Here is a 20,670-nt window from a genome sequence, read left to right as displayed (position 1 = left end):
ATCCTGAAAAATCGGTCAATGTGAGAACAGAAGACGTGATCCGGCGCCCGCGAAGAAGACGGCGAGACTTCCCTCGATCCACCGCCGCGCACGGGCGTAGCCGCGCACCATCGGGGCCGTCGAGAAGAGCACGGCATAGCCGGTAAATATCGAGATCCCGAGCAGCACGCAGCCGCCGAAAGCTGTGACGGCCATCTCCGGCGAAGCGCCCGGCTTGAGGCCGAGCGACATGATCGCGACCCAGGCCAGAACCGCCTTCGGATTGCCGAGATGCATCAGAATACCGCGACGATAGAGCGCGCCGAGTTGCGCGGCAGGTTGGACGGCCTCGCTTGCCGGCCTATCCGGGGTGGCTGCCGAGCTAGCCGCCCTCCAGGCGAGCCAGAGGAGGTAAAGCCCGCCTGCGACTTTGAGGAACAGCAGCGCATGGGCATAGCGGACCATGAGTGTGGAAATGCCGGTGACAGCGACCAGCCCCCAGCATGTCGACATCGTTATGACCCCGGCAGCAAGGGCGAGCGCCGGTCGACGCCCTTGCCGCATCGCCACGTTCATGATGGCCATGTTGCTTGGTCCGGGACTGCCTGCAGCGATTGCGTAGGCGATGTAGACGACGAGAAGATCCTGCATTTGCGTTTTTCCAGAAGTTTGCGCCCGCGCACGGCACGACCGCGAAGACGAAGAATGCGCCATCGGGAAGCCGCCGATCTGCTTCCTTTTCTTCGAAAATTGGTTCACCATGAAGCGCCATTTTTGAAGAATCTCTATGGACCATTTTGCGATGTCCAAACGGCGCAGCACTATCGAAATCCCATCGCTCAACGCAATCGACCGAACGGACAATGTCGGTCGCCAGCTTGCGCAGGCCCTGCGGAACGCAATCGCCTGCAGTGAGCTGAGGCCAGGCGAACGCCTTCCTTCGACGCGTAGCCTTGCAGCTTCGCTGAAGATCGCGCGCGGCACTGTCGTCGAGGTGTTCGATCAGTTGACCGCCGAAGGCTATCTCGAAGCGCGGGTCGGAGCCGGAACCCGTGTTGCCGCTGATCTGATTGACACCACGCCGGCACCCCCGCCTGCACCGGCGGTGCCGTCTGCCGTGGATGCCGTCGATCTGCCTTCCCAGGCTGCTCGGCTGATCGCCATCGCCCGTGCGCTCACCCCGCACCCGCCCGTTCCCTTTGCCATCGCCGTCCCGGCTTCCGGCATTGCGCCCGACGACAACTGGCGCCGTCTCGGCAACCGCGTGCGCGCGTCGAGACAGGCCGCACCCTCGGGTTACCACGACCCGATGGGTCTGCTCGAACTCAGGCTTGCCATTGCCGACCACGTCCGCCGTGCGCGGGCCGTTCATTGCGAGCCGGAACAGGTCATCGTCACATCAGGCACTCAGCAAGGTCTCTATATGGCGGGGCGGGTCCTTCTCTCGCGTGACGATCCGGTATGGGCCGAGGACCCGGCCTACCCCGGCCTGACGGCAGTGCTCGACGATCTCGGCGTCCGGACGCACCGCCTGCCGGTCGATGCACAGGGAATGAACGTGGAACGCGGCCTCGAGCTATGTCCGCAGGCGCGCGCCGCATTCGTGACCCCTTCGCACCAATATCCGATCGGCATGCCGCTCAGCATGGCCCGACGCAATGCCCTGATCGCCTGGGCCGACCAAAATCGTGCCTGGATCGTCGAGGACGACTACGACAGCGAGCTGCGTTATGCCGGACACCCATTTCCCTCAATGCAGGGATTGCGTCCGTCACGCGTCATCTATCTCGGCACGTTCAGCAAGGTGCTCTTTCCCTCCCTGCGCCTCGGCTACGTCATCGCCCCTCCTCAGCTCGCAGAAGCCTTTGCCGGCGCCCGTGCCATTCTCGACCGGCATTCGCCGATCGCCGAACAGCACGTTTTGGCGGCCTACATGCGGGAAGGCTATTTCGAAGCGCATATCCGGCGCATCCGTGGCCTCTATGCCGAACGCCGCGCTGTTCTGCTCTCGGCGCTCGAGCGGGCCTTGCCGGAGGGGTGCTGCGTTCAGCAGAGCGACCAGGGCATGCATATTCTTCTATGGCTGCCCGAGGAGGTCGATGACGTGCAACTCGCAGCCGGTGCCCTGTCGGCCGGCCTTGCCGTGCGTGCGATCTCCCCGATGTATTCCGCGCGGCCGGCACGCCCCGGCCTGATGCTGGGCTTCGGCGGATTTCTGGCGGACCAGCTACAGGCGGCGGTTGGCGAACTCGTCAAACTGTTGAACCAGCAGATGTCTCAAGCAGGAGGCCCGCAACAAACTGAAACCTAAACTGTCAGCCGTTCCCAGCTATCGTCCATCTGGTTGCGGAACCATGTCATTTGCCGCTTGGCATATTGCCGCGTCACCGCAGCTCCCTTCTCCAGCACCTCGTCGCGCGTCATCTCACCCCTGACCATCGCCGTAATCTGCGACACGCCGATTGCCTTCATCACAGGCGCCTCGGCCGGCAGGTCGAGCGCAAGCAGCGCCCTTACTTCGTCTTCCGCGCCTTGCTGCAGCATCTTTTCGAAACGCCCGTTGATGCGCTGATGCAGCACCGCCCTATCCGGCAGCACGACGATCTTGCGGGCCTGGGCGGCGTCGATGATCACCGGTCCCGACTGGCCCTGGAAATCGGCGATCGACCGCCCCGTCGCCTTCATCACCTCCAGCGCCCGCACGATCCGCTGCCCGTCCTGGCGGTTGAGGCTTGCCGCCATGGCGGGATCGGCCACCGCGAGTTCGGCATAGAGCCCGTCCGGGCCCTCCTCCAGCAGCCGCGACCTGAGTGCCTTCCGCAGGGCCTCCGGTATCTCGGGCATATCTGAGAGACCACCGGTCAACGCCTTGAAATAAAGCCCCGTGCCGCCGACGAAGACCGGCAGCCGCCCTGCGGCCCTGAGCGTCGGCAGCAATGCCGAGACATCCCGTAGCCAGCCGCCTGTGGAATAGGCCGCACCGGCCGGCACGTGGCCGTAGAGATGGTGCGGCACGCCCTGCATCTCCTCTTCCGACGGGCGCGCGGTCAGCACCCGCAGCGTGTCGTAGACCTGCATGCTGTCGGCGTTGACGACCACGCCATCATGGCGCTTGGCCAATTCGACGGCGAGCGCGGACTTGCCGCTGGCGGTCGGCCCGGTTATCAGGATCGCGTTCACTGTGCTCAGAAGGTTTTCCATCATGGCCCTCGTTGCCACGCTTGTTGCCAATCCGTCAAATCCCGTGCTGACACCCGAAATCGCCGAGCAGGCGGCCGAGGCCGTGAACGCTTCCGGTCTCTACTGGCTGGCCGATGGCGTTGCCTGCGACATCGCGCTGCGCGACGGCACCGATGCGCAAGCGGCCGAGGCCAATATCCTTGCCGTCATATCAAACGCACCGATCGATCTCGTCATCCAGGAGCAGGAAACCCGCCGCAAGAAGCTGCTGATCGCCGACATGGATTCGACGATGATCGGCCAGGAATGCATCGATGAACTCGCTGCCGAAGTCGGCCTGAAAGAGAAGGTCGCGACCATTACCGCCCGCGCCATGAACGGCGAGATCGCCTTCGAGCCTGCCCTGCGTGAGCGTGTTGCGCTGCTGAAGGGCCTGCCGATATCGGTCGTCGACGAGGTGATCGCCAAGCGCATCACGCTCACCCCGGGCGGCCCGGAACTGCTTGCCACCATGAAGTCGAAAGGCCATTACACCGCGCTTGTCTCCGGCGGCTTCACCGTCTTCACCAGCCGCATCGCCGCCACTCTCGGCTTCGACGAGAACCGCGCCAACACACTGCTCGAAGACGGCGGCATTCTCTCCGGCTTCGTCGCCGAACCAATCCTCGGCAAGCAGGCGAAGGTCGATGCGCTGAACGAGATTTCGGCTCGCCTCGGCATTTCGCCGGAAGAAGCGATCGCCGTTGGTGACGGCGCCAACGATCTCGGCATGTTGCACCTTGCAGGCTCCGGCGTCGCCCTCCACGCCAAGCCGGCAGTCGCTGCCGAAGCGCAGATGCGCATCAACCACGGCGACCTGACCGCACTGCTCTACATCCAGGGCTACCGGAAGACGGATTTCGTGACGGTATGAGCGCGATACCAGCGACATTCCCAATCGGGGCTGATCGCTGGTGGCTCGTACGGAAGGCAACCTCCGTAAACCCGCCAAATAGCCTGTCACCTCCGGACCGTTAGGCCACCGATTCCGTTTCGAAAGGCCCCCCGGCACACCCTCTCCGCCCTCATTCCTGTGCTCGTCACAGGAAACCAGCCACCGCGCGTCTGCGCGGTGAGTGACTTACGTCAGGAGAGAAGAGTTTTCTGCGCCCAAGGACTTAGGCGCACTGGATTCCTATGACAAGCAGAGGAATGAGGGAGAGTTGGAGAGTACGGCGGCTAATTCACTACCGCCGTAGCTCCCCTATTCCATCGGCACCGCCACGAACCGCAGATCACCATTCGCCGATGCGATCATCAGCTGGGCGTTGCGGCGGCCCTCCTGTTTCAGCGCCTGCACCTTGGCGGCGACCGCATCCGGCGACTTCATGAACTCCTGCGCCACCTCGACGATCACGTCGCCGGGCTTCAACCCCTTTTCGGCGGAGGCGGAGCCGGGCGTCACCTCTGTGACGACGACGCCGTCGACGCTCTCGGCGATGCCGAAGGCCTTGCGCGTCTCGGCGCTCAACAGCGACAGCGACAGCCCGAGCACGTTCTTCGGCGTCGCCGCATCCGGCGACACCTGGCCCTTATGCTGGTCGGGTGTATCAGGTGCGGGTTGGGCCTGATCGCCGGTATCCGGCTGGTCCATGTCGTTGTTCTCGCCGGGGTCCGGGGTGATCACGCCGTCATCCTGCGAACCATCAGGCGCCGCATCATCGGATGCAGCCGCCTGATCGCTGTCCTCAAGCCGGCCAAGCTTCACCTTGACGGTCTGCTCCTTGCCGTCGCGCAGCACCACCACATCGACTTCCTTGCCGACTGTGCTTTCCGCCACGACACGCGGCAGGTCGCGCATTTCGCTGACGGTCTTGCCGTCGAATTTCAAAATGACGTCACCCGCCTTGATCGAGCCGTCGTCGACTGGGCCACCCTTGATGACGCCGGCGACCAGCGCGCCCTTTGCAGTGTCGAGCCCGAGGCTGTCGGCGATATCGTCAGTCACCGGCTGGATGCGCACGCCGAGCCAGCCGCGCCGCGTCTCGCCATATTCGCGCAACTGGTCGACAACGCCGGAGGCAAGCTCCGACGGCACCGAGAAACCGATGCCGATCGAGCCACCGCTCGGCGAAATGATCGCCGTGTTAATGCCGATCACTTCACCCTTCATGTTGAAGAGCGGGCCGCCGGAATTGCCCTTGTTGATCGCCGCATCCGTCTGGATGAAGTTGTCGTAGGGGCCGGCATTGATGTTGCGGCCGCGCCCGGAAATGATGCCGACCGTCACCGAACCGCCGAAGCCGAACGGATTGCCGATCGCCATCACCCAGTCGCCGATGCGCATCTTGCTGGAATCGCCGAATTTCACGGACTTCAGCGGTGCCTTCGGCTCGACCTTCAGCACCGAAAGATCGGTCTTCGTATCGGTGCCGATCAGCTTCGCCTTGAGCTTCGAACCGTTGGCGAAATTGATCTCGATGTCGTCGGCGCCCTCGATCACGTGGTTATTGGTGACGATATAGCCGGCCGGATCGATAACGAAGCCGGAGCCGAGCGAGCTGACATTGTGGTTGCCGCCCTTGTTGCCCTGCTGCTTGTTGAAGAAATCGTTGAAGAATTCCTGGAAAGGCGAGCCGTCGGGGGCGCGCGGCGCCGGGCCTGCACCCTCGTCGTCCTTCACATTCTGCGAGGTCGAGATGTTGACCACCGCGTCGAGCAGCCCCTCGGCAAGATCGGCGACCGAATCCGGGCCGTTATTCGGCACGACGGCCTGGCTCGCGGCGGCCTGCTGCGGTGCGGCGGGTACGGGAGGCGTAGGAGCGGGAGCAGCTGTTCCCGGTGCAGCCGCGGCCGGCGGTGTGGGTGCGGGAGCAGCCGGCTCAGGAGTAACCGGAGCGGGCGTCGCAACCCCGGGTGCTGTCGTCTCAGGCGCGGTTTGGGCGTAGGCGACCCCGTTCATGCCGGCATGCGCAAGAATTGCAGCGCTGGCCATAAGCGCGAGCGTTCGTCTGAAGGGCGAGCGAATCGTGGGGGCCATCAAGCTTCCTCATAAGGGGTCATGCGCACATTGAGCACCAGCATAAGGCGGAATGATGGAGGGCGAAATCACCTTTTCGCGAAATCCCCGTGCAATGTGACGTGGCCTCGCAAAAGCCCAATTATCGCGACCATTCCACGAAAAAAGGGCCGGCACTCGGGCCGGCCCTTCCAGGATTATCGGGGTACCCCCTGCTTCAATTCGTCGGCTGGGCAGGTGCCCCAGGCGCTGCCGGAGCCGGCACTGCCGGGCTTGCTGGCGACGGCTGCAGGGTGCCGGCGGCATTGTCGAAATAGCGGAAGAATTCCGAATTCGGCGACAGCACCAGCGTCGTGTCCTGCGACGAGAGAGCGGAGGAATAGGCCGCCATCGAGCGATAGAACTCGAAGAAGGCTGGATCCTTGCTGAAGACTTCGGCGAAGACGCGGTTGCGTTCCGCATCGCCCTGGCCTCGAAGGATTTCCGCATCACGCTGGGCGCCCGCGGTGAGCTCGACAACCTGACGGTCGGCGATGGCGCGCCGCCTTTGGCCTTCCTCATTGCCCTCAGCACGGATGCGCTCCGCCTCGGCAAGGCGTTCCGAACGCATGGCATTATAGGTGTTCGGCGCAACCTCCGGCGAAAGGTCGGTGCGGCGGATGCGAACGTCGTCTATATGCAGGCCGAGATTTTCGGCATCCGTGCGCAGATCGTCGCGAATCTCCAGCATCATTGCGACACGCTCTTCCGAGAGCGCGGCATTGTAGTCACGCAGACCGTAGACGCGGCGAAGCGATGAATCGAGCTGCGCCCTCAACCGCGCTTCTGCGGCTTCGCGATCGCCCGATACTGTTTCGCGGAAACGGCGAACATCCGAGATGTTATAGATCACGAAGGCATCGACGTCGAAGGTCTGGCCGTCCTGGACCTGAACGCGGATATTGTCGAGATCGAGCCTCAGCGCCTGCTTTTCGACCAACTGAACGCGGTCGGCATCCATGAAGCCGAAAGGCAGCTTGAAATAAATCCCAGGCTCGGTCTTGACCGACTGGATCTGGCCGAAGCGGACGACGATGGCCTGCTCACGTGCATTCACCACGAAGATGGACGAATAAAGCCCGACCAGCACAATGGCGAGGATGAGGAGAATGATGGGAAGTCTGTTCGATGTCATGACTCAACCTCCCTGTTGCGCCGGTTTGCCGAGCTCATTGAGCGGCAGATAGGGCAGGACGCCCTGCTTCTCGTCGATGATGACCTTCCGGGAGTTCTTCAGCACCTGCTCCATCGTTTCGAGGTACAACCGCTTGCGGGTCACATCGGGCGCCTTGGAATATTCGTCGTTGATCGCCGTGAACCGCTGCGCTTCACCTTCCGCCTCCTTCACGACACGGTCCTTGTAGGCGGCTGAATCTTCGCGGATTCTGGCCGCATCGCCTCGCGCCTGGCCGAGCTTTTGGTTCGTGTAGCGATTGGCCTCTTCGATCGTGCTATCGCGGTCACGGCCGGCACGCTGCACTTCTTCGAAAGCATCGGCGACTTCCCGCGGCGGCGCCACGTTCTGGATCGTCACGCCGGTCACGGTCACGCCCGCGCCATAGCGGTTCATCGTGTCCTGCAGGATATTGAGCACATCCACTTCGATCGGCTGGCGATTACTGCGGAAGGCGTCCTGCGCCGGACGCCGGCCAACGATTTCACGCATGGCACTGTCGGAAACCTGCTGCAGCGTCTCTGCCGGATTTTCGACGTTGAAGAGATAGGCCTTGGGATCGCTGACGGTGTAGAAGACAGCGAACTGCACGTTGATGACGCTCTTGTCGCTGGACAGCATCAGGCCGTTCGAAGACGATGCCGAAGTCGCCCCGATGTTCAATTGCTGCACGGTCACCTTGACCGTCTCCACGGTCTCCATCGGCCACAGGTGGAAATGCAGGCCCGGCATGGAAATCTCGGCCTTCGGCTTGCCGAACCGCAGTTCGACGCCGCGTTCGTCCGGCTGCACGACATAGATGCACTGGATCAGCCAGAAGACGGCGACGATCGCCGCGACGATCACCGCCACGCCGCCGTTGAAGCCGCCGGGAATGATGTTGCGCAGTTGGTCCTGGCCGCGCCGGATGATATCTTCCAGATCAGGCGGTCCGCCCTTGCCGCCGCCACCGCGCGGCCGGTTCGGCCCCTGTCCCCATGGTCCCTGATTATTACCGCCGCCGCCGCCCCAAGGGCCGCCGCCGCCATTCTGATTGCTCCAGGGCATCAAAACCTCGTTGTTCGTTAAGTCTCCACGCATCCGAAACCGTGGGGGCTGACCGGCGGACGCGTTGGTGACCGTTATAGGTATCGCCGCATCGCCTTTCAACGCAGCGTGAGAAACTTGGTCAATTTAATTGGAAAATAGTTCATTTTCAGGCGTGACGGCGTTCGTAGACGATGAAACGCGTGGGATAGCTGTCCTTTTCGCCGGCCGGAACCGCGATCGCCTCCCCCGCCTGCCAGGTGTCGGGATCGATCACGGGAAACGACGCGTCTCCATCGAGATCAGCCTCGACATGCGTGATGCACATCCGGTCGGCAAGGCCGATCGCCTGGGCATAGACCTGCCCGCCGCCCAGAATGCAGATTTCGTCGACGCCGGTTTCGAGCGCCAGCCTTTCGGCCGCCGTCATCGCCTCCGGCAGCGTATGGGCCATGGAGACATCAGGATGGTCTATCGCCGCCTGCCGCGAGATGACGACGTTCGGCCGTCCCGGCAGCGGCTTGCCGATCGAATCGTAGGTCTTGCGGCCCATCACCACAGGCTTGCCCAATGTCAGCGCCTTGAAGCGCTTGAGGTCGCTCGAAAGCCGCCACGGCATGTCGCCATCGCGGCCGATAATGCCGTTGCGGGCAACGGCGGCGATAATGGTCCTGCGGATGTCGGCCATGGAATATCCTGGATCAGACGGCGATCGGCGCCTTGATGCTGGCATCGGCCTCGTAGCCGATCAGCTCGAAATCGTCGAAGGTGAAGCCGAAAATGTCCTTCACCTCAGGATTGGTGCGCATGAACGGCAGCGGCTTCGGCCGGCGTGCAAGCTGCAGTTTCGCCTGGTCGAAATGGTTGTGATAGAGATGGGTGTCGCCGAGCGTGTGGACGAAATCGCCAGGCTTCAGTCCGGTCACCTGAGCCACCATCATCGTCAGCAGCGCATAGGAAGCGATATTGAACGGCACGCCGAGGAAGATATCGGCCGAGCGCTGGTAGAGCTGGCAGGAAAGCTTGCCATCAGCCACATAGAACTGGAACAGGCAATGGCAGGGCGGCAGCGCCATTTCGTCCACTTCGGCCGGATTCCAGGCCGAGACGATGTGGCGGCGCGAATTCGGATTGTTGACGATGCCTTTGACGAGATTGGCGATCTGGTCGATATGGCCGCCGTCGGGCGCTGGCCAGGAGCGCCACTGGGCGCCGTAAACAGGCCCGAGATCGCCGTTTTCATCGGCCCATTCGTCCCAGATCGAAACGCCATTCTCCTTGAGATAGCGGATATTCGTCTCGCCCTTCAGGAACCAGAGAAGCTCGTGGATGATCGAGCGCAGATGCAGCTTCTTCGTGGTGAGGACGGGGAAGCCCTCTTCCAGGTCGAAGCGCATCTGGTAGCCGAAGACTGAGCGTGTGCCGGTGCCGGTGCGGTCGCCCCGGTCGGAGCCCTTTTCCATCACATAATTCAAGAGATCGAGATATTGCTTCATGTCGCGCTGATTCCGTTTCGGCTAATTTAAGCCTTCAACATCGGGAAACCAATCACCGCCGGGCATTTTCCCAATGTTTCTGATGGGTCGCATTACGCTTTTATGACGTTTGCCCTTTCCTTGGGCTGAGGAAACCACTATATCACCCATGCCGGCTTTCGGGCCGGCTATGGCGATAAACGAGCGGTGTAATAAACCTATTGGACCCGGGGGCGGTACCCGGCGCCTCCACCAAAAACCGGCGGTCTCGAAGGCCGGCTTTTGATGGGGGCGAAACAGGATCGACAAGGGTGTAAAGATCGTCTTTTTGCTCGGCATTGTACCGCCGTTATCGGGCTAAAATTGTAGTTGCAAACGACAACTATGCGGAAGCTCGTCTCGCTGCTTAATCGCGGTGTGACACTTCAATCAAAGTCCTAGTGGTTCGCACCTCTAGGCGGGGTCCGAAGGCACCTGGCAACAGAAGCCTTCACCTTCTCCCTGCCGCCGAAATCATGTATGCTGCTTAAAAACGTGACTCGGCTCCGGTCTTTCCCAAGGCGCCCGGACGTGGCATACAACCTTGTGAAAAGACTCCGAACCGACGAAAGACAGGAAAAGCATGGGGCAGGATCATATCCGCTACGACATTCTGGCACAGGATGCACTTCGCGGCGTCATCCGCAAGGTATTGGCGGAAGTCGCAGCCACGGGCCGCCTGCCCGGTGATCATCACTTCTTCATCACCTTCCTCACGGGCGCGACCGGGGTGCGCATCTCCCAGCATCTGAAGTCGAAATACCCCGAGCAGATGACCATCGTCATCCAGCACCAGTTCTGGGACATGAAGATCACCGAGACGCATTTTGAGATCGGCCTTTCCTTCTCGGACGTTCCGGAAAAGCTGGTCATCCCATTCAATGCGATCCGCGGCTTCTATGATCCCTCCGTCAACTTCGAGCTCGAATTCGACGTGCCTCTCGCCGATGGCGAGGAATTGCCGTCCGGTGAAATCACCGCCTATCCGGTGGATGCGGCTGGAAAGTCGGATGACGCCGCTGGCGCAAAACCCGCCGACGGCGAAGAGAAGAAACCGGGCTCCGTCGTCTCACTCGACTCCTTCCGCAAGAAACAGTGATTTGAAGGGAGGCCAAGCCTCCCTTTTTCATAGGGAATTCAGGCAAACGCATGAGCGCCGAAATCATCAATCTGCGCCAGTTCCGCAAGAAGCAGGCTCGCTCCGAAAAGGAGGAGCAGGCCGAACAGAACCGTATTTCCTTCGGCCGCGCCAAGGCCGAAAAGCAACTGACCCGCAGCCTGAACGACAAGGCCGACAAGATCCATCGCGACGGCCGGATCGAGACTGATGACGACGGCGCGTGAGGGTTTCACACAAAGCTTGAAAAGCTGGAATGGATTCTGCGATCAGCCACTTGCGCGGTTTCCTTGAATCGATCTGCCAACCCACGCATGATTTGACAAAACGTCCTGAGCGCGTCCTCGCGGACGCGCGGCGCTCTAACCGGGATGTGAAGGCGCTCCATGATCCGCAAGCATTCGGCGACATTGCACGGCCATCGCACCAGTTTTTCGCTTGAAGATGAGTTCTGGGCCGAGCTGAAGATGATTGCCGCGGGCCGTTCGATACCGCTCGCCGCCCTGATCTCCGAAATCGACGACCACCGCCCGCCGGACAGCAACCTGTCCTCGGCGCTGCGCTTGCATGTGCTTTCCTGGCTGAAGGCTGGGGGCGACCGCCAGCCGTGACCCGGGCCTCATGCGTGCTGCACAAAACCGTGGGGCGATTTGGGGCGAAAAATCAATGAAAACAAAGATCTGATACGCCTTGCATGAATCAAATTCTACGCAATCTCACTGCGCCTGAACGCCCGGCAACTGGTCAAAATTGAGTGGACCCGGCTGTGCTTGCCCGCTGCGCCGTGCCGCTTCCGCCTCGGCGGCAGCCCTCGCTTGCGCATCCGCCTTCGCTTTGGCTTCCGCCGCGCGTGCAGCCTCTGCCTCGGCAGCAGCCTTCACAGCGGCTGCTTGCTGCGCCAGTGCACGCAGCCGCTCTTCCTCCGCCTGCCGTTGTTGCTCGATCTCGGCCGCCTTGATGCGCTCGGCGTCGTTGAACCGATAGAGCGCCACCTCGCGGCGCAGCCGCTGTTTTTCGAGCACGATCGCCTGCAGCCGTTCGACCCGCCGGCGCTCGCGCTCGAAAGCGCGCAGCGACAGATAGCTGGTGATATCGGTCACATCCATCGTCTTGCCGGGTGATGGCAGCATGCCGGAAAAATTCAGCCTGAGCGCCGGCTCCGCACCAGAAAGCGCTTCGGTGCCCGGATTGAACCCGACACCCAGCGTCGCGCTGACCCGCTCTTCCGGCAGCGCGATCTGCGCATCGGCGGTGATGCGGGCGAGATCGTTGGCGACGGTGACATTCTGCACCCTCAGCGTCCCGTCGGTGATGTTGAAGGGGACGCCGAGCGGCGGCAGCTTCGCCTCGCCGTTGCTGAGCAGCGTTTCGATGATCGGATGCACCTTGCCGGCATTGATCTGCTCCTGCATCGTATCGGTCGCGGCAAGCAGCGGCGGAAGGATGGCAAGATTCAGCCCGCGTATGCTGGTATCGCCAAGCCTCAGTTCGCCCGAACCATTGAGCGAGCTGGCAATTTCGCCGATCGTCTTGCCCGAGGCCTCCATCGACAGCGACAATCCGAACTTGCCGTTGGCGATCGGCGCGCCGTCGCGCAGCCAGACGACGCCGGAAAGATCGGAATCGGCAAGCGCAAGCTTCGTCTGCAGGAAGCCGGTGCCGTTGGCATTGGTGAAGAGCAGGTTGCCGGAAAGCTTTCCACCGTCCCAGTTGCCGGCCATGTCGTTGAGCTGCAACTCGTCGCCCTTGTAGGCGACGTTGCTGGTGAAGTCCGACACCGCCGTATCCGGCAGGCCCGGCCAGAACTGCTTGGCCATCAGCTTCACGTTGACGTCGAGATCCTTGAAGATGGGCAGCCCCAGCGGCGCCGTCGTCAGCTGACCGTTGGCGGGATCGACGATCTGGCCGAACACCGCCTCGCCGAGCCAGCCGGCATCGGCCTTGGTGAGTGTCAGCCCACCGCTCGCGGTCGTCTTCGCAGCCTTCCGGTCGAAGGTCAGCGCACCTGAAAATTCGTTATCGGCCGCATGCCCCTTGAGATCCGAAAAGACGATCCTGTCGCTGTCGACGGCGGCATTGACCTGCAGGCCGAGCGGCAACCCGGTTCCGGTCTGCGGCAGGGCGATGCCGTTCATGATGAGATAGGGGTCGATATCGGCACTGTCCAGCGAAAGCCCGATCTGGCCGTTCATGAAGGTCTCCGGCCGAACATCGACCTTGCCGTTGGCGGTGAACGAGGTCCGGTCGGTCGCAAAGCTCAGGGCCGCATCGGCGGGATCATTGCCCGATGCCTTCACCTTCAGCGTCAGGCGGCCATTGGCCCCGACATCGACCGGCAGCGGGTCGAGCCCGGCCTGGCCGAACAGGATGGACGGCACGGCGTTTTCGAGCGTTGCCTCAAGGCTCGTCGTGCCATTGCCGGTCAGCGCCAAGAGGTCGGACATGCGGTAGTCGAGATTGACGCGGCTGCCGTTCGAGACACCGGCAAGTGTCACCGTCAGCGCGTTGCCCTCGTCGCCGCCGAGCGTCAGCGCGCCGCGAAGCGCCGTATTGCCGTACCACCCGGCATTGCGCACCAGCCGGTCGAGCACCGGGTGACGCGGCAGGTGCTCGCGCAGCATGGTAAAGAAGCCGCCGGGATCGGCCGATTTGAAGGTGATTTCACCCGCGCCCTTGTAGTCGAGCAATGAGCCTTCCGCTCTGCCCGTCGCCGTCAGCTCGGCGCCTGCGATATCCTTGATCGACAGCCGGTCGACGGCAAGCGCGCCATCGGCGATCGTAAAGGTGGTCTCGACATTGTCGGCACTGACGCCGAAGGCGGTGAACTTGTCGGCCTTAAGCTGGGCGGCGATCTTGTGGTCGAGCACGTTGTCGCCGGCATCCTGGCCGGTCATGAGCCCGCTCAGCGCCTGCAGCGCGTCGAGATCGAGCGTATCGCCGTTTAGCGCCACCGACAGCGTCGGCGTCTGGCCGGAAATCGCCTGGCGCTCCAGCCGGCCCTTCAGCGTCGCCGGTCCGATGGCAATCTCGAGATTTTCGAAACGCTGCAATTCATGCGTCAGGCTGACATTGGCGGAAAAGCCCGCCCGCCGCAGTTGCCGGATGGCCGGATCGACCGAGCCGGCAAGCCAGGAGGCAAGCCCGGTCGGCTGGCTGGAAGCCACCACGATCTGGCCGTTGAACGAGGCCTCACCCTGAAGCAGGAGCTTGCCCTTGCCTTCCACCTGCGTGCGCCCCGGCAGCGTGCCGGTGGCGCTGTCGATCATCCAGCCGGTGCCGGCCGGCTCGAGCTCCAACTGCACGTCACGCAACGTCGTATCACCGGCGACGATCGCCGGCAGCTTGACGCTCGCCTTGCCCGGCACCTGCGGGATCGGCACCTGCCCGACGATATCGATCAGCGAATTCAGCCGTTGGCGCGCCGAAACAGCCGCATCGCGCGTCGTCTTGCCGGCAGTGCCCTGATTGCCGATACGGTTGACGTCGATCTGTTGCCCGTCGGCGGTCAGCAGGAATTCCGGTGCATTGCCGGTATCGAGCGTCGCCTCGCCGGTTATGACATAGGGATCGTCGGTCGGGCCGATCTCCATCCGGTATTCGGGAATGCGGATGCGTTCATTGGTGAGCTCGAAGCGGCCCTTGACGCGCGGCGGCTGCTCTTTTTTGTTGGCGGGCTTGGCGCTGTTGCGGATCTCGATCGCCGCCGAAAGCTGGCCCTGATAATTCGGCTTGCTGTCTACGAGCTTCAGCTCGCCGTCGAGATCGACGCTGACAGGGTGCTTGTCCGGCGAAAGCCTCGTGCGCATGCGCAGCACGCCCTTGTCGTCCGGCTGGCTGCTCGAGATCGAGAAGCCGCCGTGCTCGCCGTCAAGCGCAGCGTCGCCCTCGATGCGCCAGGGGCCGGCCAGCGACTTTGCCGACATTTCCGCATTGAGTCCGGTGATGCGACGCGAGCGGCCCGACTGGTCGTCGATGAATTCGACCTCGCCGCCGCTGACATGCACGTTTTCGAGAACGACGGTCCTTGCCGGTATTTCCGCGCGGCTGCCGCGCATCCAGTCGAGCGTGCCGTCCTTGAGCAGTCTCAAGCGCACCTTCGGATTGACGATGCGCATGTCGAAGATCAGCGCTTCGCCGGACAGGAAAGGTGCGAGCTCCGCATCCATGGAGAACTGCTCGACCTTGACGATCGGCGTGCCGTCCGCTTCCTGGCCGACGCGCACATCATGCAGCGTCACCGATGGAAACGGCAGCAGGCGCGCATCCACCGTGCCGTAGACGGTGACTTTCTTACCGATAATGCGGCTTGCCTGATCCTCGAAATTCTTGCGGAAATCCGTCCAGTCGATGAACAGCGGCGCAAGCAGCGCCACAAACAGCACTACGACGATCACTCCCCCCAGAAAGACGAGGAACCGGCCTACCAATGCAAAGCGTCTCCATTCGGGATTCTGTTGCCGACACTAGAGCATGATGCCGAAAAGTGTGAGCGGTTTTCGGACGACATCATGCTCTAACTCTTTATTTGAGAACAGGATTCAGATTTCAGGTTGAGCTTGCCCAACATCATTCTGTTCTAGCGCTATTCATGCCGGGGGCAAGGCCCAAGTTCATGAGAATATTCCGTTTTCAGCCATGGTGGAAAATCTTGCCGGGATTGAAGATATCGTCTGGATCGAGCGCCTGTTTCACCTGTCGCATCAGATCCACCGCGCCGCCGAGCTCCTGTTCCAGAAACGCCATCTTGCCTTGCCCGATCCCGTGTTCGCCGGTGCATGTCCCGTCTAGGTCGAGCGCTCGCTGGTTGAGCCGCTGCACGAAGCTCTCAGCCCTGGCGATGTCTTCGGCACTTTTATCGTCGAACAACAGCAGCACATGGAAGTTCCCGTCGCCGGCATGGCCGACAATCGGCCCCAACAGCCCGTGCTCCTCGATATCCGCCTGCGTTTCGGAAACACAATCGGCGAGCCTCGATATCGGAACACAAACATCGGTCGAAAGTGCGGCAAGCCCAGGCGCAAGCGCCCTTGCGGCCCAATAGGCGTCGTGGCGCGCCTTCCAGAGCTTCGTCCGTTCCTCGGCATTGGCCGTCCACAGGAATTCGCCGCCGCCGCATTCCGCCGCGATCTCGGCAAAGGCTGCCGATTGCAACGGCACCGTCTCGTCGGTGCCGTGAAATTCGAGGAACAGTGTCGGGCTTTCGGCATAGGAGAGCTTGGAATAGGCGTTGCAGGCCCGCATCTGTACCGTGTCGAGCAGCTCGATGCGCGCCACCGGAATGCCCATCTGGATCGTCATGATGACGGCATCACAAGCGGCCTTGATGCTCGGAAAGGCACAGGCCCCTCCGGCGATCTTCTGCGGAATCGCCTGCAAGCGCAGCGTTACCGAGGTCAGGATGCCGAGCGTGCCCTCGGCGCCGACGAAAAGCCGCGTCAGGTCGTAGCCGGCGGAAGATTTGCGGGCGCGCCGGGCCGTGCGGATCTCCTCGCCATTGGCGGTGACCGCGGTGACGGCAAGCACATTGTCCTTCATAGTTCCGTAGCGCACGGCATTGGTGCCGGAGGCCCGCGTCGAGGCCATGCCGCCGATCGAGGCGTTGGCGCCGGGATCGATCGGGAAGAACAGGCCGGTATCGCGCAGGTGGATGTTCAGCGCCTCGCGTGTCACACCCGGCTCGACGGTGCAGTCGAGATCTTCCGGATTGACCTCGAGCACCCGGTTCATGCGGCTGAAATCGATCGAAATACCGCCATTGGCGGCATTGACCTGGCCCTCCAGCGAGGTGCCGACACCGAAACCAATCACCGGCACCTTGTGGGTCGCACACGCCCTGACCGCCACCTTCACATCCTCGGCGCTCTCGGCGAAGAGCACACCGTCCGGGAGCTGCGGCGGGATGTAAGTGGTCGTATGGGCATGCTGTTCGCGGAAGGACTGGCCGGTCTGGAAACGCTCGCCGAAGCTCTGCTTGAGAATACCAAGCACCGCGGCAATTCCGGCCTCGTTGCGTGTGCCCGCCTTCGCGTCCTTCAGCGCCATCCCTTTGATCTCCCTGCCATTCCGCAGAAACCATATCGTGTTCCGCAGGTCAGGCTGGGTATGCGGCAAGTCAAAGCGGCTGTCCAGTTAAGATTGGCAGAAGATTTCATTCCTACTTTGTTATAGGCCGGTTGCTATAGCCAAGTCCGCAGTCCCCGCACCTCAGACAATAGGCGGATTGAGCCGCGCAAAACCCTCCTGCCTGCGATAGGGAAAATAGGGATAGGGCGCCGTGACAGAGCTTATGGCGTCGAGCCTTTCGATCTGCTCCCTCGACAGGCTCCAGCCGACCGCGTCGAGGTTCTGCCGGAGCTGTTCCTCGTTGCGGGCGCCAATGATGACGCTCGATACCGTCGGCCGGTTAAGCAGCCAGTTGATGGCGATCTGCGGCACCGTCCGGCCGGTTTCTAATGCGATGGTGTCCAGCACCTCGACGATGTCGAATAGCTTCTCGTCGTCGACAGGCGGACCGTATTGCGCCGTCTCATGCAGCCGGCTTGCCTTGGGCAGCGGCTGGCCGCGGCGGATCTTGCCGGTCAACCGTCCCCAGGCAAGCGGGCTCCAGACGAGGGCTCCCACACCCTGGTCGGCGCCAAGCGGCATCAGCTCCCATTCGTAATCGCGTCCTGCCAGCGAATAATAGGCCTGATGGGCGACATAACGCGGATAGCCGTGGCGCTCGGCGGCGGCGAGCGACTTCATCAGTTCCCAGCCGGCAAAATTGGAAACGCCGACATAGCGGACCTTGCCTGCGGCGACGAGCCCGTCGAGCGTCGACAGCACCTCCTCGACCGGCGTCGAGGCATCGAAGGCGTGAAGCTGCAAGAGGTCGATATAGTCGGTTCCGAGCCTGCGCAGCGCATCCTCGGTCGCGCGGATCAGCCGCGCCCGCGACGTTCCCCAGTCCTGCGGCCCCTCGCCCATCGGCAGTGCTGTCTTCGTCGAGATCAGCACAGCGTCGCGCCGGCCGCGGATGGCCTGGCCGAGCACCTGTTCGGAGGCGCCGGCCGAATAGACGTCGGCAGTGTCGAAGAGATTGACACCGGCTTCAAGGCAGATGTCGACGAGCCGCCGCGCCTCTTCCGCATCGGTATTGCCCCAAGCGCCGAACAGGGGGCCACTGCCGCCGAATGTGCCCGCGCCGAAACTCAAGACCGGCACTCTGAGGCCGGAGGCGCCAAGATTTCTGTAGTCCATGGATCTGTCTCCTGTATTTCCTATGAGATAGACCTTGGTCGCTCGATGATATAGATTGCCTAAAAGCAAATCATTTGTGACTTGAATTCATCATGAGCCGTCAGGACATCAATCGCTCCGGCGAAATGGAAGTCTTCGTCAGCGTCGTCGAACGTGGCGGTTTTTCCGCCGCCGCTACGGCCCGGCGCATGACGCCGTCGGCTGTGAGCAAGCTCGTCGCCCGACTGGAGACACGCCTCGGCGCCCGCCTCGTCAACCGTTCGACCCGCAGGCTGCAACTGACGCCGGAAGGCTGCGCCTTCTACGAGCGCAGCATTGCCATCCTTGCCGATATCGCCGAAGCCGAACGTCAGGCCTCGACAGGCGAACAGGCCTCGGGCCGAATCCGCATCAACACCAGCGGCTCCTTCGGCAACCATGTGCTGGCGCCGCTCGTGCCTGCCTTCATGGCGCTTCATCCGGCCGTGACGCTGGATATTTCCCATACCGACAGGATAGTCGACTTGATGGAAGAACGCGCCGATGTCGCGATCCGCGCCGGCCCGTTGAAGAATTCCAGCCTGATCGCCCGCAAGCTTGGCGCCACCAGCAAGATCGTCGTCGCGTCGCCGGATTATCTATCGCGCCACGGCGAACCGCGCTCGGCTGCCGATCTCCGCCGCCATTGCCGCATCGGCTTTTCCTACGCCCGCGCCGTAGAGGGCTGGCCGCTGCGCGAGGACGGCGAAACGCTGATGATCCCGATCACCCCCGGCGTACAGGTGGGAGACGGCGAAGCCATGCGCCACCTCGCTTTATCAGGCGCCGGCCTTGCCCGCCTTGCCGCCTTCACCGTGCGCGCCGATATCGATGCCGGGCGCCTGGTGCCGGTGCTCGAAGAGGCCAATCCCGGCGATCTCGAGGAGTTCTACGCCCTCTATATGGGCCAGGGCGGGCCACTGCCGGCGCGTGTACGCGCCCTTCTTGATTTTCTCGCCGGCCATGTGCGTTTGTGACGTACCCCGCCCAAAACCGCGCAGTGACTCAAGAGGGAGACATACATAAAAACAATTAGTTAGCGCGGCAACATGAATCAAATTCGCATCTTAAGGCGCCGAGTAGCCAAATTTCGCAATTGACCGCTCGTCTTCCACCCGCCTATACCGGACCCGCGCCAGCCGGCTCTCGTAGCCGGCCTTTCTTCGTCATGCCGGAGCCCCTCCCATATTCAGCCTCAGGGCTTGGCGCCGGCCAGGAAAGACACGGGGATCATGTCACTCAGCGACGCAAGCCGCCTGCTGCGGGATGCCGGCCTGCCGAAATGGGCGCTGCTGCTCGCGCTTTCCTCAGCTCTTGTCGTCTTCCTCGAGCTCTTCGCCCTGCCGGCCTCGCTGCTGATCGGACCGATGGTCGCGGCAATCGCACTGGCGCTGACCGTCGGCAAGGGAAAGCTTCGCGTGCCCTTCTGGCCGCTGCAGTTCGGCCAGGTCCTCGTCGGCCTGATGATGGCGCGCACCATCACCCCTGACATTCTCGGCACCATGGCGAAGGACGCGCCGCTCTTCCTGCTGTTCATCTTCTCGGTCATCGCCATCGCCACCGGCCTCGGCTGGCTGCTGACGCGCTGGCAGGTGCTGCCGGGAACGACGGCGGTATGGGGCTCCTCGCCGGGCGGCGCCTCCGCCATGGTCATCATGTCAGAAGCCTATGGCGCCGATGGCCGTCTCGTCGCCTTCATGCAGTATCTGCGCGTCGTCTTCGTCGCCGTCGGCGCCTCGGTGATCTCGCGCCTGTGGGTGGCAGCCGACGGCGCCGAGCCGCCGCCGCTTGTCCTCTTTCCCGAGATCGACTGGCCGGACTTTGCAGCGACGATGGCTTTTGCGGCCTTTTGTGCCTATGGCGTTTGGCGCCTGCGCCTCCAGGGCGGCACGATCATCGTGCCGCTCTTTCTCGGCGCCTTGCTGCAGGGCACGGGCCTCCTGAAGATCGAGCTGCCGATGTGGCTGCTCGCCATCGCCTATGCGCTCGTCGGCTGGAGCATCGGCCTGCGTTTCACCCGCTCGATCCTCAAGCACGTGGCGCGCGCCCTGCCGAGGGTATCGGCCTGCATCGTGCTGCTGATGGCGCTCTGCGGCTGCATGGCGGTGGCGCTTCACGTCTTCGCCGGCATAGATCCGCTGACCGCCTATCTCGCTACCAGCCCCGGCGGCGCCGATTCCGTCGCTATTATCGCCGCCTCCAGCGATGTCGACGTGCCCTTCGTCATGGCGATGCAGACCGGCCGTTTCCTGGTGATCCTGATGATCGGCCCGATGCTCGCCCGTTTCATCGCGCGCCGTTCCGGCCTTGCGGAAAATCCCGCTTGATGCATATCGCACCAAAAGTGCGCAGCGGTTTTGGGATAACGACATGCATAAATCAAAGA

General features: G+C 62.6%; 17 protein-coding genes and 1 other RNA gene. 8 read left to right on the top strand and 10 right to left on the bottom strand.

Annotation, left to right across the window (positions count from 1 at the left end; genetic code table 11):
• Nucleotides 1–15 precede the first annotated feature (15 nt).
• Complete coding sequence (locus AC1D2N_RS03140) at nt 16–630, bottom strand: LysE family translocator (protein ID WP_130729246.1); 615 nt, start codon at nt 628–630, stop codon at nt 16–18.
• 151 nt (nt 631–781) lie between these two features.
• On the opposite strand from AC1D2N_RS03140, the gene pdxR reads away from it, so the two are divergent.
• The gene (gene pdxR / locus AC1D2N_RS03135; RefSeq protein WP_197729039.1) at nt 782–2,290 is read left to right on the top strand and encodes a MocR-like pyridoxine biosynthesis transcription factor PdxR; all 1,509 of its coding nucleotides are present in this window, start codon (nt 782–784) and stop codon (nt 2,288–2,290) included.
• On the opposite strand, the gene miaA is transcribed toward pdxR, so the two are convergent.
• Nucleotides 2,287–3,183 carry a tRNA (adenosine(37)-N6)-dimethylallyltransferase MiaA gene (miaA, locus tag AC1D2N_RS03130; protein ID WP_130729248.1) on the bottom strand — a complete coding sequence of 299 codons (897 nt, stop codon included), beginning with the start codon at nt 3,181–3,183 and terminating at the stop codon, nt 2,287–2,289. The genes pdxR and miaA overlap by 4 nt on opposite strands.
• On the opposite strand from miaA, the gene serB reads away from it, so the two are divergent.
• Nucleotides 3,182–4,072: a phosphoserine phosphatase SerB gene (gene serB, locus AC1D2N_RS03125; RefSeq protein WP_018242810.1), complete on the top strand. Its 891-nt coding sequence runs from the start codon at nt 3,182–3,184 to the stop codon at nt 4,070–4,072. The two genes, miaA and serB, sit on opposite strands and share 2 nt — an antisense overlap.
• A 330-nt stretch (nt 4,073–4,402) precedes the next feature.
• Here the strand turns inward: serB and AC1D2N_RS03120 are convergent, their stop codons facing one another.
• From AC1D2N_RS03120 to AC1D2N_RS03100, 5 genes are all read right to left on the bottom strand, one after another.
• On the bottom strand, nt 4,403–6,178 hold the full coding sequence (locus AC1D2N_RS03120; RefSeq protein WP_026230683.1) for a Do family serine endopeptidase: 1,776 nt from the start codon (nt 6,176–6,178) through the stop codon (nt 4,403–4,405).
• A gap of 196 nt (nt 6,179–6,374) precedes the next feature.
• Nucleotides 6,375–7,331 (bottom strand): protease modulator HflC, encoded by a 957-nt coding sequence (gene hflC / locus AC1D2N_RS03115; protein WP_018242812.1) that lies wholly within the window; start codon nt 7,329–7,331, stop codon nt 6,375–6,377.
• 3 nt (nt 7,332–7,334) lie between these two features.
• Nucleotides 7,335–8,417: an FtsH protease activity modulator HflK gene (gene hflK / locus AC1D2N_RS03110; RefSeq protein WP_018446516.1), complete on the bottom strand. Its 1,083-nt coding sequence runs from the start codon at nt 8,415–8,417 to the stop codon at nt 7,335–7,337.
• Nucleotides 8,418–8,565: 148 nt separating this feature from the next.
• Nucleotides 8,566–9,084 (bottom strand): dihydrofolate reductase, encoded by a 519-nt coding sequence (locus tag AC1D2N_RS03105; protein WP_018446517.1) that lies wholly within the window; start codon nt 9,082–9,084, stop codon nt 8,566–8,568.
• A 13-nt stretch (nt 9,085–9,097) separates the two neighbouring features.
• Nucleotides 9,098–9,892, bottom strand: coding sequence for a thymidylate synthase (locus AC1D2N_RS03100; RefSeq protein WP_130729250.1), 795 nt, complete (start codon nt 9,890–9,892; stop codon nt 9,098–9,100).
• 111 nt (nt 9,893–10,003) lie between these two features.
• Between AC1D2N_RS03100 and ssrA the strand changes: the two genes are divergently transcribed.
• The 4 genes from ssrA to AC1D2N_RS03080 all read left to right on the top strand — a co-directional run bounded on the left by ssrA (nt 10,004) and on the right by AC1D2N_RS03080 (nt 11,638).
• Nucleotides 10,004–10,366: a transfer-messenger RNA gene (ssrA, locus tag AC1D2N_RS03095) on the top strand.
• Between the two features lie 127 nt (nt 10,367–10,493).
• Nucleotides 10,494–11,009, top strand: coding sequence for an SspB family protein (locus tag AC1D2N_RS03090; protein WP_018242816.1), 516 nt, complete (start codon nt 10,494–10,496; stop codon nt 11,007–11,009).
• Between the two features lie 50 nt (nt 11,010–11,059).
• The gene (locus AC1D2N_RS03085; protein WP_477980695.1) at nt 11,060–11,254 is read left to right on the top strand and encodes a DUF4169 family protein; all 195 of its coding nucleotides are present in this window, start codon (nt 11,060–11,062) and stop codon (nt 11,252–11,254) included.
• 159 nt (nt 11,255–11,413) lie between these two features.
• Nucleotides 11,414–11,638 (top strand): ribbon-helix-helix domain-containing protein, encoded by a 225-nt coding sequence (locus AC1D2N_RS03080; protein WP_018242818.1) that lies wholly within the window; start codon nt 11,414–11,416, stop codon nt 11,636–11,638.
• A 105-nt stretch (nt 11,639–11,743) separates the two neighbouring features.
• Here AC1D2N_RS03080 and AC1D2N_RS03075 read toward each other — a convergent pair whose 3' ends face one another.
• The 3 genes from AC1D2N_RS03075 to AC1D2N_RS03065 form a co-directional block, all read right to left on the bottom strand.
• The gene (locus AC1D2N_RS03075; RefSeq protein WP_130729251.1) at nt 11,744–15,454 is read right to left on the bottom strand and encodes an AsmA family protein; all 3,711 of its coding nucleotides are present in this window, start codon (nt 15,452–15,454) and stop codon (nt 11,744–11,746) included.
• Nucleotides 15,455–15,656: 202 nt separating this feature from the next.
• Nucleotides 15,657–17,069 carry an FAD-binding oxidoreductase gene (locus tag AC1D2N_RS03070; protein WP_018242820.1) on the bottom strand — a complete coding sequence of 471 codons (1,413 nt, stop codon included), beginning with the start codon at nt 17,067–17,069 and terminating at the stop codon, nt 15,657–15,659.
• A gap of 162 nt (nt 17,070–17,231) precedes the next feature.
• Entirely contained in the window at nt 17,232–18,266 is a 1,035-nt protein-coding gene (locus tag AC1D2N_RS03065) for an aldo/keto reductase (protein WP_130729252.1), read from the bottom strand.
• Nucleotides 18,267–18,358: 92 nt separating this feature from the next.
• Here AC1D2N_RS03065 and AC1D2N_RS03060 point away from each other — a divergent pair, with 92 nt between their 5' ends.
• Together AC1D2N_RS03060 and AC1D2N_RS03055 are read left to right on the top strand one after the other, a co-directional pair.
• Nucleotides 18,359–19,261: a LysR family transcriptional regulator gene (locus AC1D2N_RS03060; protein WP_028732818.1), complete on the top strand. Its 903-nt coding sequence runs from the start codon at nt 18,359–18,361 to the stop codon at nt 19,259–19,261.
• A gap of 255 nt (nt 19,262–19,516) precedes the next feature.
• Entirely contained in the window at nt 19,517–20,611 is a 1,095-nt protein-coding gene (locus AC1D2N_RS03055; RefSeq protein ID WP_018242823.1) for an AbrB family transcriptional regulator, read from the top strand.
• The last annotated feature ends 59 nt before the right edge of the window (nt 20,612–20,670 follow it).

This window comes from Rhizobium sp. P1_B8 (genome assembly GCF_056406515.1).
The sequence above is the reverse complement of the archived record's forward strand: the minus strand, read 5'-3'. Positions and strand labels throughout refer to the sequence as shown.